Below are 13,497 nucleotides of genomic sequence, written 5' to 3'. Positions count from 1 at the left end.
TACCCCCGGCTCCCCGTCCCCTGACGCCCGTACGCCGGGCTCCCGCACGCCCGACGCCCGTCCCACCCGGTGCCTTCCCGAGGAGTGACCTGCCAGTGACCGACCCCGGTTCCGCGTCCGACACGGACCCCCTCACCACCGAACTGCTCGCCCTCGCCCTGGAGGCCGCGCGCCGGGCCGGGGCACTGCTGCGCGACGGCCGCCCCGCCGACCTGGGCGTGGCCGCGACGAAGTCCAGCCCCATCGACGTCGTCACGGAGATGGACATCGCGGCCGAGAAGCTGATCACGGGCTTTCTGGCGGAGAACCGCCCCGACGACGGCTTCCTCGGTGAGGAGGGCGCGAGTTCGGCGGGCAGCAGCGGTGTCCGCTGGGTGATCGACCCGCTGGACGGCACGGTCAACTATCTCTACGGGCTGCCGACCTGGGCCGTGTCGATCGCCGCCGAACGCGACGGCGTCACCCTCGTCGGCGTCGTCGAAGCCCCGATGCGCCGCGAGACCTTCCGGGCCGTGCTCGGCGGTGGCGCGTACCTCAACGACCGGCCGGTGAGCTGCCGTCCCGCGCCGCCGCTGGAGCAGGCGCTGGTGTCGACCGGCTTCAACTACGTCACCACCGTCCGCGCCCACCAGGCCGCCGTCGCGGCGCGGCTCATCCCGCGGCTGCGGGACATCCGGCGCGGCGGCTCCGCCGCCGTCGACCTCTGCGACGTCGCCGCGGGCCGGCTCGACGGCTACTTCGAGCGCGGGCTGCACCCGTGGGACCTCGCGGCCGGTGATCTCGTCGCACGTGAGGCGGGCGCGCTCACCGGCGGCCGTCCCGGCGCCCCGGCCGACGGCGACCTCGCGGTGGCGGCGACGCCCGGCGTCTTCGAACCGCTCCAGGCACTCCTGGAGGAGTACGGCGCCTGGCACGACTGACCAGGTCCGCGCCTTCGCGCGGGCCCTCTCCGACCGTCCCCGGACGGAGCGGGACCCCGGCACCGTCCCATGGCGCCGGGGTCCTTCTCGCGGTCACACGTTCGCGGTGCCGAACTGAACGCCGTGCTCCGCGGCGAGGCGGTGCAGGTCGTCCAGCTCTTCCTGCTCGACCTCCGCGAGGAAGTCGTCGCCCGTCTCACGAGCTCGTGTGAGATCGGATTCCGTGGTCCTTATACGCTGCAGAAGTCCTGCGGTGAATGCGTCCATTGCGCCCCCTCGGCGTGGGTCGATGGCACGGGGGTGTGCCGACGTCGTGGTCACGTGGCACCTGGAAGTGCCGACGGCGGTCGATCACGCACCACTCCCTCTGGGGGACAGAGCGGGTAGTGGCATGCCACGTAAGGGGCGTGATCTCGGGTGTGCACTCGTCATCCCCAGGGCGTGTACGGGAGAAACCTCCCGACATTCAGGAATCTTGCGTATTCCTTCCGTATGCCCGGTGGTCGGCATTGTCTTACCGCCGGTTTATGCGCGTAGCGGGCAGGATGGGCCCGCACAACCAGTGCTACGACCTGCCCGGTTCCCCGGATCTCCGGCAATGGGCCCAGAGGAAGGACAGCGACGTGCGCGTACTCGTCGTCGAGGACGAGCAGCTGCTCGCCGATGCGGTGGCCACCGGGCTGCGCCGGGAGGCCATGGCCGTCGACGTCGTGTACGACGGCGCCGCGGCCCTGGAGCGGATCGGGGTCAACGACTACGACGTCGTCGTGCTCGACCGTGACCTCCCGCTGATCCACGGTGACGACGTCTGCCGCAAGATCGTCGAGCTGGGCATGCCGACCCGTGTGCTGATGCTCACGGCGTCCGGCGACGTCAGCGACCGGGTCGAGGGCCTGGAGCTGGGCGCCGACGACTATCTCCCCAAGCCCTTCGCCTTCACGGAGCTGACCGCCCGCGTGCGGGCGCTCGGCCGCCGTACGACCGTCCCGCTGCCGCCGGTCCTGGAACGGTCGGGCATCAAGCTCGACCCGAACCGCCGCGAGGTCTTCCGGGAGGGCAAGGAGATCCAGCTCGCGCCCAAGGAGTTCGCGGTCCTCGAAGTGCTGATGCGCAGCGAGGGCGCCGTGGTCTCCGCCGAGCAGCTGCTGGAGAAGGCCTGGGACGAGAACACCGATCCCTTCACGAATGTCGTGCGCGTCACGGTCATGACGCTGCGCCGCAAGCTCGGCGAGCCGCCCGTGATCGTCACCGTGCCCGGCTCCGGCTACCGGATCTGATGCCCGTGGCAACCACCCCGGCGCCGCCCACGGCGCCCCCGAAACCGACCTGGGACCCCAGACGGCCCGACCAGGCGCTGCCCTGGGTCCGTCCGACGATCCGGATACGTCTGACGCTGCTCTACGGCGGGATGTTCCTGATCGCGGGCATCCTGCTGCTCTCGATCATCTATCTGCTGGCGGCGCAGGCCATCAACGAGGGCAGCGAGCTGGCCCTGAAGGTGACCGGGGTCAACGTCCAGCTGACGAGCCCCACCTGCCCCGGTCTCAACGAGGCCGTCAACAACGACCAGCTGAACGCGTCACTCAAGGCGTGCATGTCCGGCCAGCGCCAGCAGGCGCTCGACGACCTGCTCACCCGCTCGCTGTTCGCCCTGACCGGCCTCTCCATCATCGCTTTCGCGTTCGGTTACGCGATGGCGGGACGGGTCCTGTCGCCGCTGGGCCGGATCACCCGCACCGCGCGCCGCGTGGTCGGTTCCGACCTGGCCCGCCGGATCGAGCTGGACGGCCCGGACGACGAGCTGAAGGAGCTGGCCGACACCTTCGACGAGATGCTGGAACGCCTGGAGCGGGCCTTCACGGCGCAGCAGCGCTTCGTCGCGAACGCCTCCCACGAGCTGCGTACGCCCCTGGCGATCAACCGCACACTGCTGGAGGTCCAGCTCTCCGACCCGGCGGCTCCCGTGGAGCTCCAGCAGCTCGGCAGGACGCTGCTGGCCACCAACGAACGCAGCGAACAGCTGGTGGAGGGCCTGCTGCTGCTCGCCCGCAGCGACAACCAGCTCGTCGAACGCAAACCCGTCGACCTCGCCGAGGTCGCCACCCGCGCCGTCGACCAGACGCGCGGCGAGGCCGAGGCGAAGGGCGTCGAGCTGCGGGGCGAGCGCGGGCCGGCGGTCGTCCAGGGCAACGGCGTCCTGCTGGAGCGGATCGCGCTCAACCTCGTACAGAACGCCGTCCGCTACAACATGAGGGAGGAGGGCTGGGTCGAGGTCACGACCACGGTCGAGCACGGTGTGGCGGTGCTGCTGGTGTCGAACACGGGGCCGGTCGTTCCCGCGTACGAGATCGACAACATCTTCGAACCGTTCCGCCGCCTCCGTACCGAGCGGACCGGCAGCGACAAGGGCGTGGGCCTCGGCCTGTCGATCGCCCGCTCGGTCGCGCGGGCCCACGGGGGCCGTATCATCGCGGAGCCCCGCGAGGGAGGCGGGCTCGTGATGCGTGTCACTCTGCCGGTCTGAGTTTTCGCTCCGGAACGGAGCGAAGTTCGCTTTGCGCGGAATTTTCGGGACCCGTTCCCGGTTGGGCCGTGTGTGATCGATCACAGGGGCGGATTCAAGCCTCGTACTCTCTGTGATCAAGCCCCCTGCGGAAAGCCGGGAAAATCCGGGTTTCCGGGGGTCGGGATCACGGGAAGTACACGGGGTGGCGCCCGTGAAGTACGACATTCGGACCGTGTACGGTCCGGTTCGCCACCCAAAGCCGATCACTCGGAAAGAGTCCGGTTGGGTGTCGATTGAGTAACAGACCTTGATGTGAGGCAAAATCTCCGCCTCAGGTCGGGCACAAGTCCGGCCTCTCACGCGTTACGCGCTGAGACACCGATGACACCCAGAGGGGGAGAAGCGACATGGCAACGGATTACGACACCCCACGCAAGACCGATGACGACGTCGATTCCGACAGCCTTGAGGAACTGAAGGCCCGTCGGAACGACAAGTCGACATCCGCGGTCGACGTGGACGAGTTCGAGCAGGCCGAGGGACTTGAACTGCCCGGGGCCGACCTCTCCAACGAGGAGCTGTCGGTTCGCGTACTGCCCAGGCAGGCCGACGAGTTCACCTGCATGAGCTGCTTCCTCGTGCACCACCGCAGTCAGCTGTCCCGGGAGAAGAACGGTCAGCCGATCTGCCGCGACTGCGACTGAGGAGCGGTCGGCCGTGGCAGGTGACACACCGTCCAGGAAACGGCGTTTCCGGCGAAAGAACGCGCCGGAGGCGTACCGGAGCGGCTCGGGCCCGGCAGAAGGCACCACGCCCGCTGCCGAGCACTCCGCTCTCCTGCCCCACCCCGGCGTATCGGACGACGACGGGCGAGGCCTCCCGGCCTCGCTCGAAGCACCCCAGGGCGACCACGACGGGCCCGTGACCGGGGCCCGGCGCCTGGGCAAGGTCAAGCGGGGCATACAGAAGGGCGGCGCGAGCGCCAGGGCGGGGCTCGCGCATCTCGCCGACCGGATCATCGACAACGCTCCGCGCGTTCCCGTCCGTGATCTGGCCACGCTCCGCGGGCAGTTCCCGGGCCTGGGGCCCGAAGAACTCGCCGACAAACTCGTCGCGGGCGCGGCGAACAGCAGCTCCACGGTGGGTGCCGGTATCGGCGCCGTCGCGATGATGCCCGTACCGCCCGCGATGCCGGCCGAACTGGCCGCGGAGATCACGGCGGTCGCCGCGATCGAACTGAAACTCATCGCCGAGCTGCACGAGGTCTACGGCCTGCGTCCGCCCGGCACTCTCAAGCAGCGCAGCACCGCGTATCTGACCTCGTGGACCGAGGAGCGCGGCGTCGACATCACGAAACCGGCGACCCTCAACTCGGCGCTCTCCGGCCGGATGAAGCGCGAACTGCGCCAGCAGATCATGAAGCGCACGATCCGCAGCCTGCCGAACCTGGTGCCGTTCATGATCGGAGCGGCGGTCGGCGCGATGATGAACCGCCGCGACACCCAGAAGGTCGCCGAGCGCATCCGTAAGGACCTGCGCGCCCGCCAGGTCTCCTGGGACGCCCTGCCCGTCCTGCCGCCGCTGGAGCAGCCGAAGGTGCTGCCGCCGGAGTTCCCGAAGGAACTGGGCAGCTAGGGAGTGTGGTGCCTCCGGCCCTGGACCGTGCCCGTCGTCTCGGTCTCGGTCTGCCGCGCCGCGTTCAGCGCCTTCGCGAGCGCCCTGGGGTTGCGGGTCGAGACGTAGACGTACGGCGTCGGGTCGGCCGTGTCGGTGATCTCCACCCGCAGCGCCGTCGGGATGTAGCTCCGCAGCAGCATGAAGGCCCGCGGATCGGCCTTGTGCATGCGCCAGGCGCGCGCCTCCTCATCGGCCAGCACCTCCGCCTCGCCGAGCGCCGCCACCGGGATCCGGGCACTGCCCGCGACCAGTGAGCCCGCCACCACACGGATCCGCGCCGAGCCGTACGAACTGACGGCCAGCGCCGCCAGCAGCCCCGTCACCACCACGGCCCCGAGCATCGGCACCGTGCCCAGCGGCAGCAGGATGAGACCCCCCGAGAGCGCGACGAGAGCGGTGATCACCCACCAGGAACCCGGTGCGGTGAGACGTTCGTCGTAAGGCGCCGCTGAATGCTCCATGGACCCAAGCTTGGCACGGTGCGACCGGCGGGTAGCCGCGCGGGTAAGGTCTGCGCCTGTGAGTAATGTGCCCTCCGGAGGGAAGACCCCCCGTTCCGCCGCCCGGTCCCCGGCTCTGACGCCGCCGGCCGACGCCATAGCGCCGGTACGGCACCCGGAGGCCCCGGCCCCGGGGGAATTGCTCGGATCGCACTACGCGCACTGCTTCGGCTGCGGCGACGAACAGCCTCACGGGCTCCATCTCCAGGCCAGGGCCGGCGAGGGCGTCTCGATCACGGCCGAGTTCACGGTGCGGCCCGCCCACCAGGGCGCCCCCGGTCTCGCGCACGGCGGTGTGCTCGCCACCGCGCTCGACGAGTCGCTCGGCGCGCTCAGCTGGCTGCTGCGCGTGGTCGCCGTCACCGGCAAGCTGGAGACGGACTTCGTCCGCCCCGTACCCGTCGGCACCGTGCTCTTCCTCAACGCCGAGGCCACCGCCGTGAGCGGCCGGAAGATCTTCTGCTCCGCCACCGGCCGGCTCGACGGCCCCGAGGGGCCCGTCGCGGTGCGCGCCGGCGCCCTCTTCATCGAAGTGAAGGTCGACCACTTCATCGACAACGGCCGCCAGGAGGAGATCCGGGCGGCCATGGCCGATCCCGACCAGGTCAGGCGCGCCCGCGCCTTCGAGGTGAACCCATGAGCCGTAACCCCGTCGACGTGCTGATCCGCCGCACCGACCCCGACGTGCCGCTGCCCTCGTACGGGCATCCGGGCGACGCCGGGGCCGATCTGGTCACCACCGAGGCCGCCGATCTCGCTCCGGGCGAACGCGCCGTACTGCCCACCGGGGTTTCCATCGCGCTGCCCGACGGGTACGCCGCCTTCGTACACCCGCGATCCGGGCTGGCCGCCCGCTGTGGAGTGGCCTTGGTGAATGCCCCGGGGACGGTGGATGCCGGGTACCGTGGGGAGATCAAGGTGATCGTGGTCAATCTCGATCCGCGCGAGACGGTGCGGTTCGAGCGGTTCGACCGGATTGCCCAACTGGTCGTCCAGCAGGTCGAGAAGGTGCGCTTCCACGAGGTGGCGGAGCTTCCCGGCTCGGCGCGGGCCGAGGGTGGCTTCGGGTCCACCGGCGGTCATGCCGCGGTGGGCGGTTCACAGGGTGGGAATCGATACGCATCGGTCGTATCCGACCGGGAAGGACAGTGACGTGTTCGGACGTCGCAAGAAGAGCGGTGCCGCCGATGACACGGCGGGCGAGGCCGAGCAGGTCGTCGACGACATCGACGCCGATGACACGGAGGACGGGGCCGAGAAGCCCCGCCGGGTGAATCTTCCCCCGGCCCCCCGGCCCGACGGGCCGTGGGACATCTCCGAGGTCTCCAAGCCCGACGAGGGCCGGGTCGACCTGGGCGGCATCTTCGTCCCCGGGGTCGACGGAATGGAGCTTCGTGTAGAGGTGGCGGGTGACGCGATCGTCGCGGCGACCGTCGTCGTACGCGACAGCGCCGTACAGCTCCAGGCTTTCGCCGCTCCCAAGAAGGAGGGCATCTGGAGCGAGGTGCGCGAGGAGATCGCCTCGGGCATCACGCAGCAGGGCGGCATCATCGACGAGGTCGAGGGCCCGCTCGGCTGGGAGCTGCGGGCCCAGGTGCCCGTACAGCTCCCGGACGGCACCGGTGGCGTACAGCTCGTGCGCTTCATCGGGGTCGACGGGCCACGCTGGTTCCTGCGCGGAGTGATCTCCGGACAGGGCGCGGTGCAGCCCGAGGCCGCCGGACTGCTGGAGCAGATCTTCAAGGACACGGTCGTCGTCCGCGGCGATGGCCCGATGGCGCCCCGCGACCCGATCGTCCTGAAGCTGCCGGACGACGCGCAGATGGTCGCCGAGGGCGTCCAGCAGGCCGAGGAGCAGGAAGGTTCACGCTTCGCCGGTGGCATGGGGCAGCTTCAGCGGGGCCCGGAGATCACCGAGGTGCGCTGACCCGAGGATCCGGGGGTTCGCCCCCGTGGCCTCTCCGGGGACGCCCGGACACCTCTCGACACGCGCCGGTGGGCCGCGCTCCCGTGACAGGAGCGCGGCCCACCGGCGTTCAGCCACCGTTGCCCGGCCGCGTGCGGCCCGCACATACTGGCGCCCGGCAGTCCGGCACCGTACGGGGGAAGACTCATGACCGAGAGCAGCAGCACCGGCACGGCCGTCGCCGGCGGGACGGCCGAACCCATGGTGCGGGTGACCGGCCTGCACCGCTCGTACGGCACCGGCACCGGCGCCGCCGCCGTCCACGCGCTGCGCGGGGTGTCCTTCACCGTGCCGCGCGGGGAGCTCGTCGCGCTCAAGGGCCGCTCGGGATCGGGCAAGACGACCCTGCTCAACCTTGTCGGCGGCCTCGACTCCCCGGATGCCGGCCGGATCACCGTCGACGGCACGGACCTCGCGACACTCGGCGAGAACGGCCTGCTCGCCATGCGCCGCGACCGCATCGGCTTCATCTTCCAGTCCTTCGGCCTGCTCCCCATCCTCACCGCCGCCGAGAACGTCGGCGTCCCCCTGCGGCTGCGCGGGGCCGACCCGCGCGAGCGCGAGGAGCGGGTGGCGCTGCTGCTCGCCCTCGTCGGCCTCGGCGACCACGCCGCACAGCGGCCCGGCGAGCTCTCCGGCGGACAGCGGCAGCGCGTCGCCATCGCCCGCGCCCTCGCGAACCGGCCCGCCCTGCTGATCGCCGACGAGCCCACCGGGCAGCTCGACGCGGAGACCGGGCTCGCCGTGATGGAGCTGCTGCGCGCGGTCGTACGCGGTGAGGGCGTCACCGCACTCGTGGCCACCCACGACGCCCAGCTCCTCGGCCTCGCCGACCGGGTCGTCGAACTCGCCGACGGCCACCTCGTGGAGCACGAGCGCGCCCCGCTCGGGTAGGTCCTGTCTTTCGTTCGGGCCCATCAGAATCGTGTCAAGACGGACCCGGCCCCCGCAGGATGTCCGTTTTGGCGTCATCCTGGGCTGTACCTTCGGGCAGGAAGCCGCGAGGGGACGCAGCGGCTCGGTGGGAAGACAATGGGGCCATGGGACGCGGCAAGCTACGGATCTACCTGGGCGCGGCACCGGGCGTCGGCAAGACGTACGCGATGCTCTCCGAGGCGCACCGGCGGGTCGAGCGCGGCACCGACTGCGTCGTGGCGTTCGTCGAGCACCACAACCGGCCCCGCACCGAGGTCATGCTCAAGGGCCTCGAACAGATCCACCGCCGCGAGCTGCCGCACCGCGGCACCGTCTTCACCGAGATGGACGTGGACGCGGTCATCGAACGCCGCCCCGCCGTCGCCCTGGTGGACGAACTCGCCCACACGAATGTCCCGGGCTCCCGCAACTCCAAACGCTGGCAGGACGTCGAGGAACTGCTCCAGGTCGGCATAGACGTCGTCTCGACCGTCAACATCCAGCATCTGGAATCACTCGGCGATGTCGTCGAGTCGATAACGGGCGTACGGCAGCGCGAGACCGTTCCCGACGAGATGGTCAGACGGGCCGACCAGATCGAGCTTGTCGACATGTCGCCGCAGGCCCTGCGCCGGCGTATGGCGCACGGCAACATCTACCAGCCCGACAAGGTCAACGCCGCGCTCTCGCACTACTTCCGCCCCGGCAACCTCACCGCGCTGCGCGAACTCGCCCTGCTCTGGACCGCCGACCGGGTCGACGAATACCTCCAGCAGTACCGCGGCGAGCACAACATCCGCTCGACCTGGCAGGCCCGTGAGCGCATCGCCGTCGGCCTCACCGGCGGGCCCGAGGGCCGTACGCTCATCCGCCGGGCCGCCCGCATGGCCGCCAAGGGCTCCGGCAGCGAGATCCTCGCCGTCTACATCGCCCGCAGCGACGGCCTCACCTCCGCGTCCCCCAAGGAACTGACCCTCCAGCGCACCCTGGTCGAAGACCTGGGCGGCACCTTCCACCACGTCATCGGCGACGACGTGCCCTCGGCGCTGCTGGAGTTCGCGCGCGGCGTCAACGCCACCCAGATCGTGCTCGGCTCCAGCCGCCGCAAGGCCTGGCAGTACGTGTTCGGGCCCGGCGTCGGCGCCACCGTCGCCCGCGAGTCGGGACCCGACCTGGACGTCCACATCGTCACCCACGAGGAGGTCGCCAAGGGCCGCGGCCTGCCCGTCGCGCACGGCGCCCGCCTCGGCCGCTCCCGGATCGTCTCCGGCTGGCTGGCCGGCGTCGTCGCCCCCGTCCTGCTGACGCTGCTGCTCACCGCGCTGGACGACACCCTGGGCCTGGCCAACGACGTCCTGCTCTTCCTCTTCCTGACCGTCCTCGCCGCGCTCCTCGGCGGACTGCGCCCGGCCCTCGCGTCGGCCGCCGTCGGCTCGCTCCTGCTGAACTTCTACTTCACGCCGCCGACCCACAACCTCACCATCCAGGACCCCAGGAACCTCGTCGCCATCGTGATCTTCTTCGCGGTGGCCGTCGCCGTGGCGTCCGTGGTCGACCTCGCGGCCCGCCGCACCCATCAGGCCGCCAGACTCCGCGCCGAGTCCGAGATCCTGTCCTTCCTGGCCGGCAGCGTGCTGCGCGGCGAGACCACCCTGGACGCCCTGCTGGAACGCGTACGCGAGACGTTCTCCATGGAGTCCGTGGCGCTGCTGGAACGCACCAGCGACGTCGACCCGTGGACCCGCGCGGGCAGCGTCGGACCCAAGCCCGTCGACCGCCCCGACGCCGCCGACGTCGACATGCCCGTCGGCGACCACATGGCGCTCGCGCTCTCCGGCCGGGTACTGCCCGCCGAGGACCGCCGCGTGCTCTCCGCCTTCGCCGCCCAGGCCGCCGTCGTACTGGACCGCCAGCGCCTGGTGGGCGAGGCCGAGGGCGCCCGCAGGCTCGCGGAGGGCAACCGGATACGTACGGCCCTGCTCGCCGCCGTCAGCCACGACCTGCGCACCCCGCTCGCCGCCATCAAGGCCGCCGTCACCTCGCTCCGCTCCGACGACGTCGAATGGTCCGACGAGGACCACGCCGAACTCCTCGAAGGCATCGAGAACGGCGCCGACCGCCTCGACCACCTCGTCGGCAACCTCCTCGACATGTCGCGGCTCCAGACCGGCACCGTCACCCCGCTGATCCGCGAGATCGACCTGGACGAGGTCGTCCCCATGGCGCTCGGCGGCGTCCCCGAGGACAGCGTGGACCTCGACATCCCCGAGTCGCTGCCGATGGTCGCCGTCGATCCCGGCCTGCTGGAGCGCGCCGTGGCCAACATCGTCGAGAACGCCGTCAAGTACAGCCCCGACGGCACCCGCGTCAACGTCTCCGCCAGCTCCCTCGGCGCCCGCGTCCAGGTGCGCGTCGTGGACCGCGGCCCCGGTGTCCCCGACGACGCCAAGGAACGCATCTTCGAGCCCTTCCAGCGCCACGGGGACGCCCCGCGCGGGGCGGGCGTGGGCCTCGGCCTCGCCGTCGCCCGCGGCTTCGTGGACGCCATGGACGGCACCCTCACCGCCGAGGACACCCCCGGCGGCGGACTCACCATGGTCCTCGATCTCACGGCCGTACCCGGCCTCGCGCCGGCCGGCCCCGAACTACCCGCCCAGGTCGTCTCATGACCGGCGGCACAGCAGAAAGGCAGGCCACCATGGCGCCTCCCGCCGGGGGAGACTCCCGAGGGCCCGTGAGGGTGCTCGTGGTCGACGACGAGCCGCAGATCGTGCGCGCCCTCGTGATCAACCTGAAGGCCCGCAAGTACGAGGTCGACGCCGCCGCCGACGGCGCGAGCGCCCTGGAACTCGCCGCCGCCCGCCACCCGGACGTCGTCGTGCTCGACCTCGGCCTGCCCGACATGGACGGCGTGGAGGTCATCAAGGGCCTGCGCGGCTGGACCCGCGTACCGATCCTGGTGCTCTCCGCGCGCCAGACCTCCGACGAGAAGGTCGAGGCGCTGGACGCCGGCGCCGACGACTACGTCACCAAGCCCTTCGGCATGGACGAACTCCTCGCCCGGCTGCGCGCCGCCGTCCGCCGCGCCGAGCCCGTCGGCTCCGGGGACGACGACAGCGTCGCGATGGTCGAGACGGAGGGGTTCACCGTCGACCTCGTGGCCAAGAAGGTGCACCGGGAGGGCCGCGACGTACGGCTCACCCCGACCGAGTGGCACCTGCTGGAGGTCCTCGTACGCAACACCGGCCGCCTCGTCAGCCAGAAACAGCTCCTCCAGGAGGTCTGGGGGCCCTCCTACGGCACGGAGACCAACTATCTGCGGGTCTACATGGCCCAGCTCCGCCGCAAGCTGGAGGCGGATCCCTCGCACCCCAGGCACTTCGTCACCGAGCCCGGCATGGGCTACCGGTTCGACCGATGATCCGGGGCCCGCGGACCCCGGTACGCTTCTGTCATGAGTGCTGAGAAGCCGACCGGCCGCTTCCGCCGGATGCTCGACCGGCTGTCCAGCTCCCAGGAGGACCTGGAGTCCGAGGAGCTGCGTGAGGACGCGCAGGCCTCGGGCTGCACGCGCATCAGCGACTGCGGCGACCGCCAGATAGTGAAGGTGACTGGTACGTTGCGGACGGTCACTTTGCGTCCGCGGGCCGGCGTGCCCGCGCTGGAGGCGGAGCTGTTCGACGGCACCGCGCCGCTGGACGTGGTGTGGCTGGGACGGCGCTCGATAGCCGGCATAGAGCCGGGCCGCAAGCTCATCGCATCAGGCCGGATCTCCATGAGCCACGGCCGCAGGGTGCTGTTCAACCCCAAATACGAACTCCGACCGCTCGGACAGGAGTAGCCGGTGACGTCAATCGACAAGCCAGCCGCGACGACAGACCCCAACACGCCCGGCGCCTCGCGCGCCCCCGGGGGCGCCGACCCGCAGACCGACGCCGACGCCAAGGCCGTGACCGAGGCCGCGCTCTTCGAGGCGTTCGGCGGCGTGCGCGGAATGGTGGAGACGGTCGTCCCCGGGCTGCTCTTCGTCACGATCTTCACGATCAACAAGGACCTGCATGTCTCGGCGATCGCCGCGCTCGCGGTCTCGCTGCTCCTGGTCGCGGTCCGGCTGATCCGCCGCGACACCATGAAGCACGCCTTCAGCGGCGTCTTCGGGGTCGCCTTCGGCGTGGTCTTCGCGATGATGACCGGCGACGCGAAGGACTTCTATCTGCCGGGCATGGTGTACACGCTGGGGCTGGCCGTCGCGTACATCGGGACCAGCGTCGCGGGCGTGCCGCTGATGGGGCTGATCCTGGGGCCGGTCTTCAAGGAGAACCTCTCCTGGCGTACGCGCAACCCGGGGCGCAAGTCGGCTTACACCAAGGCGAGTTACGCGTGGGGGTTCATCCTCCTCGCGAAGTGCGCGATCCTCTTCCCGCTGTACTGGTGGGCGGACACGGCGCAGCTGGGCTGGGTGCTGGTCTCCCTGAAGATCCCGCCGTTCCTGCTGGCGGTCTACCTGACGTGGGTGTTCCTGGCCAAGGCGCCGGCGCCGATCGACGTCTTCGCCGAGATGGAAGCGGAAGAAGAGGCCGAGAAGGCGGAGCGCGCGGCGCGGGAGCAGTAGGGCTCGTTTCGCGCCTGCGCCTGCGGCGCGGGTTGCTGGTTGCGGTGGTTGCCGGGTGCCGCTCCGGGGTCATGGCCGGACGGCGTGACTTACGCCGCGTGCGACGCTCGTTGGTGTATTGGGAACCGGGTCGTTCACGCGCCACAAGTCAGCCTGAGTGTCCGACCACGACCCCTGCGCGTCCCCCTTTCCCTCGCGCGGACGAGTACGGGGGCGGGGGGTGTCGTGGCGACGCCGGGCCCACCCCTGCGGTGTGTACAGCGCCACGTGGCGGCGTGAGGGGGGCGGGGTCGCAGGAGGGGTGTGTTCGGACACTCAGGCTGACTTGTGTCGCGTGAACAGCCTGGTCTCGTCGAGTCCAACGAGCCATGCACGCGGCGTAAGTCACGCCGTCCGGACAT

Annotated in this window: 15 protein-coding genes; 13 read left to right on the top strand and 2 right to left on the bottom strand. The window is 70.8% G+C overall.

Annotated features, from left to right (window positions below):
* Positions 1-95: 95 nt before the first annotated feature.
* Positions 96-920 (top strand): inositol monophosphatase family protein, encoded by an 825-nt coding sequence (locus P3L51_RS30790; RefSeq protein ID WP_354608609.1) that lies wholly within the window; start codon positions 96-98, stop codon positions 918-920.
* Between the two features lie 93 nt (positions 921-1,013).
* Here P3L51_RS30790 and P3L51_RS30785 read toward each other — a convergent pair whose 3' ends face one another.
* Positions 1,014-1,187, bottom strand: coding sequence for a hypothetical protein (locus P3L51_RS30785; RefSeq protein WP_023538151.1), 174 nt, complete (start codon positions 1,185-1,187; stop codon positions 1,014-1,016).
* Between the two features lie 356 nt (positions 1,188-1,543).
* On the opposite strand from P3L51_RS30785, the gene P3L51_RS30780 reads away from it, so the two are divergent.
* The 4 genes from P3L51_RS30780 (at position 1,544) to P3L51_RS30765 (ending at position 5,061) form a co-directional block, all read left to right on the top strand.
* The gene (locus P3L51_RS30780) at positions 1,544-2,197 is read left to right on the top strand and encodes a response regulator transcription factor (protein ID WP_354608608.1); all 654 of its coding nucleotides are present in this window, start codon (positions 1,544-1,546) and stop codon (positions 2,195-2,197) included.
* A 5-nt stretch (positions 2,198-2,202) separates the two neighbouring features.
* Complete coding sequence (locus P3L51_RS30775) at positions 2,203-3,444, top strand: sensor histidine kinase (RefSeq protein ID WP_354608607.1); 1,242 nt, start codon at positions 2,203-2,205, stop codon at positions 3,442-3,444.
* 389 nt (positions 3,445-3,833) lie between these two features.
* On the top strand, positions 3,834-4,130 hold the full coding sequence (locus P3L51_RS30770; RefSeq protein ID WP_023538148.1) for a DUF4193 domain-containing protein: 297 nt from the start codon (positions 3,834-3,836) through the stop codon (positions 4,128-4,130).
* Between the two features lie 13 nt (positions 4,131-4,143).
* The gene (locus tag P3L51_RS30765; RefSeq protein WP_354608606.1) at positions 4,144-5,061 is read left to right on the top strand and encodes a hypothetical protein; all 918 of its coding nucleotides are present in this window, start codon (positions 4,144-4,146) and stop codon (positions 5,059-5,061) included.
* On the opposite strand, the gene P3L51_RS30760 is transcribed toward P3L51_RS30765, so the two are convergent.
* A complete protein-coding gene (locus tag P3L51_RS30760; protein WP_354608605.1) occupies positions 5,058-5,564 on the bottom strand; it encodes a DUF3093 domain-containing protein in 507 nt (168 codons plus the stop codon). The two genes, P3L51_RS30765 and P3L51_RS30760, sit on opposite strands and share 4 nt — an antisense overlap.
* A gap of 136 nt (positions 5,565-5,700) precedes the next feature.
* Between P3L51_RS30760 and P3L51_RS30755 the strand changes: the two genes are divergently transcribed.
* From P3L51_RS30755 to P3L51_RS30720, 8 genes are all read left to right on the top strand, one after another.
* Positions 5,701-6,243: a PaaI family thioesterase gene (locus tag P3L51_RS30755; protein WP_354608610.1), complete on the top strand. Its 543-nt coding sequence runs from the start codon at positions 5,701-5,703 to the stop codon at positions 6,241-6,243.
* The gene (dut, locus tag P3L51_RS30750; RefSeq protein ID WP_354608604.1) at positions 6,240-6,755 is read left to right on the top strand and encodes a dUTP diphosphatase; all 516 of its coding nucleotides are present in this window, start codon (positions 6,240-6,242) and stop codon (positions 6,753-6,755) included. The genes P3L51_RS30755 and dut overlap by 4 nt, the downstream gene beginning before the upstream one ends.
* 1 nt (position 6,756) lies before the next feature.
* Complete coding sequence (locus P3L51_RS30745) at positions 6,757-7,530, top strand: DUF3710 domain-containing protein (RefSeq protein WP_354608603.1); 774 nt, start codon at positions 6,757-6,759, stop codon at positions 7,528-7,530.
* A gap of 186 nt (positions 7,531-7,716) precedes the next feature.
* Entirely contained in the window at positions 7,717-8,463 is a 747-nt protein-coding gene (locus P3L51_RS30740) for an ABC transporter ATP-binding protein (protein WP_354608602.1), read from the top strand.
* 146 nt (positions 8,464-8,609) lie between these two features.
* Positions 8,610-11,153 carry a DUF4118 domain-containing protein gene (locus tag P3L51_RS30735; protein ID WP_354608601.1) on the top strand — a complete coding sequence of 848 codons (2,544 nt, stop codon included), beginning with the start codon at positions 8,610-8,612 and terminating at the stop codon, positions 11,151-11,153.
* A gap of 29 nt (positions 11,154-11,182) precedes the next feature.
* On the top strand, positions 11,183-11,905 hold the full coding sequence (locus P3L51_RS30730; RefSeq protein ID WP_354608600.1) for a response regulator: 723 nt from the start codon (positions 11,183-11,185) through the stop codon (positions 11,903-11,905).
* Between the two features lie 33 nt (positions 11,906-11,938).
* Positions 11,939-12,325, top strand: coding sequence for an OB-fold nucleic acid binding domain-containing protein (locus P3L51_RS30725; protein WP_189109070.1), 387 nt, complete (start codon positions 11,939-11,941; stop codon positions 12,323-12,325).
* A 3-nt stretch (positions 12,326-12,328) separates the two neighbouring features.
* Complete coding sequence (locus P3L51_RS30720; protein ID WP_354608599.1) at positions 12,329-13,096, top strand: DUF3159 domain-containing protein; 768 nt, start codon at positions 12,329-12,331, stop codon at positions 13,094-13,096.
* Positions 13,097-13,497: the final 401 nt, after the last annotated feature.

The sequence above is a fragment of the Streptomyces panacea genome (assembly GCF_040560175.1).
GTDB lineage: Bacteria > Actinomycetota > Actinomycetes > Streptomycetales > Streptomycetaceae > Streptomyces > Streptomyces panacea.
Note: the sequence above shows the minus strand (reverse complement) of the source record. Positions and strands in the feature narration are given on the sequence as shown.

Excerpts from the sequence above, each read along its gene's own strand:
- P3L51_RS30785 (WP_023538151.1), bottom strand. The coding sequence starts at position 1,187 with ATGGACGCATTCACCGCAGGACTTCTGCAGCGTATAAGGACCACGGAA.
- P3L51_RS30770 (WP_023538148.1), top strand. The coding sequence starts at position 3,834 with ATGGCAACGGATTACGACACCCCACGCAAGACCGATGACGACGTCGAT.
- P3L51_RS30760 (WP_354608605.1), bottom strand. The coding sequence starts at position 5,564 with ATGGAGCATTCAGCGGCGCCTTACGACGAACGTCTCACCGCACCGGGT.
- dut (WP_354608604.1), top strand. The coding sequence starts at position 6,240 with ATGAGCCGTAACCCCGTCGACGTGCTGATCCGCCGCACCGACCCCGAC.
- P3L51_RS30740 (WP_354608602.1), top strand. The coding sequence starts at position 7,717 with ATGACCGAGAGCAGCAGCACCGGCACGGCCGTCGCCGGCGGGACGGCC.
- P3L51_RS30735 (WP_354608601.1), top strand. The coding sequence starts at position 8,610 with ATGGGACGCGGCAAGCTACGGATCTACCTGGGCGCGGCACCGGGCGTC.
- P3L51_RS30730 (WP_354608600.1), top strand. The coding sequence starts at position 11,183 with ATGGCGCCTCCCGCCGGGGGAGACTCCCGAGGGCCCGTGAGGGTGCTC.
- P3L51_RS30725 (WP_189109070.1), top strand. The coding sequence starts at position 11,939 with ATGAGTGCTGAGAAGCCGACCGGCCGCTTCCGCCGGATGCTCGACCGG.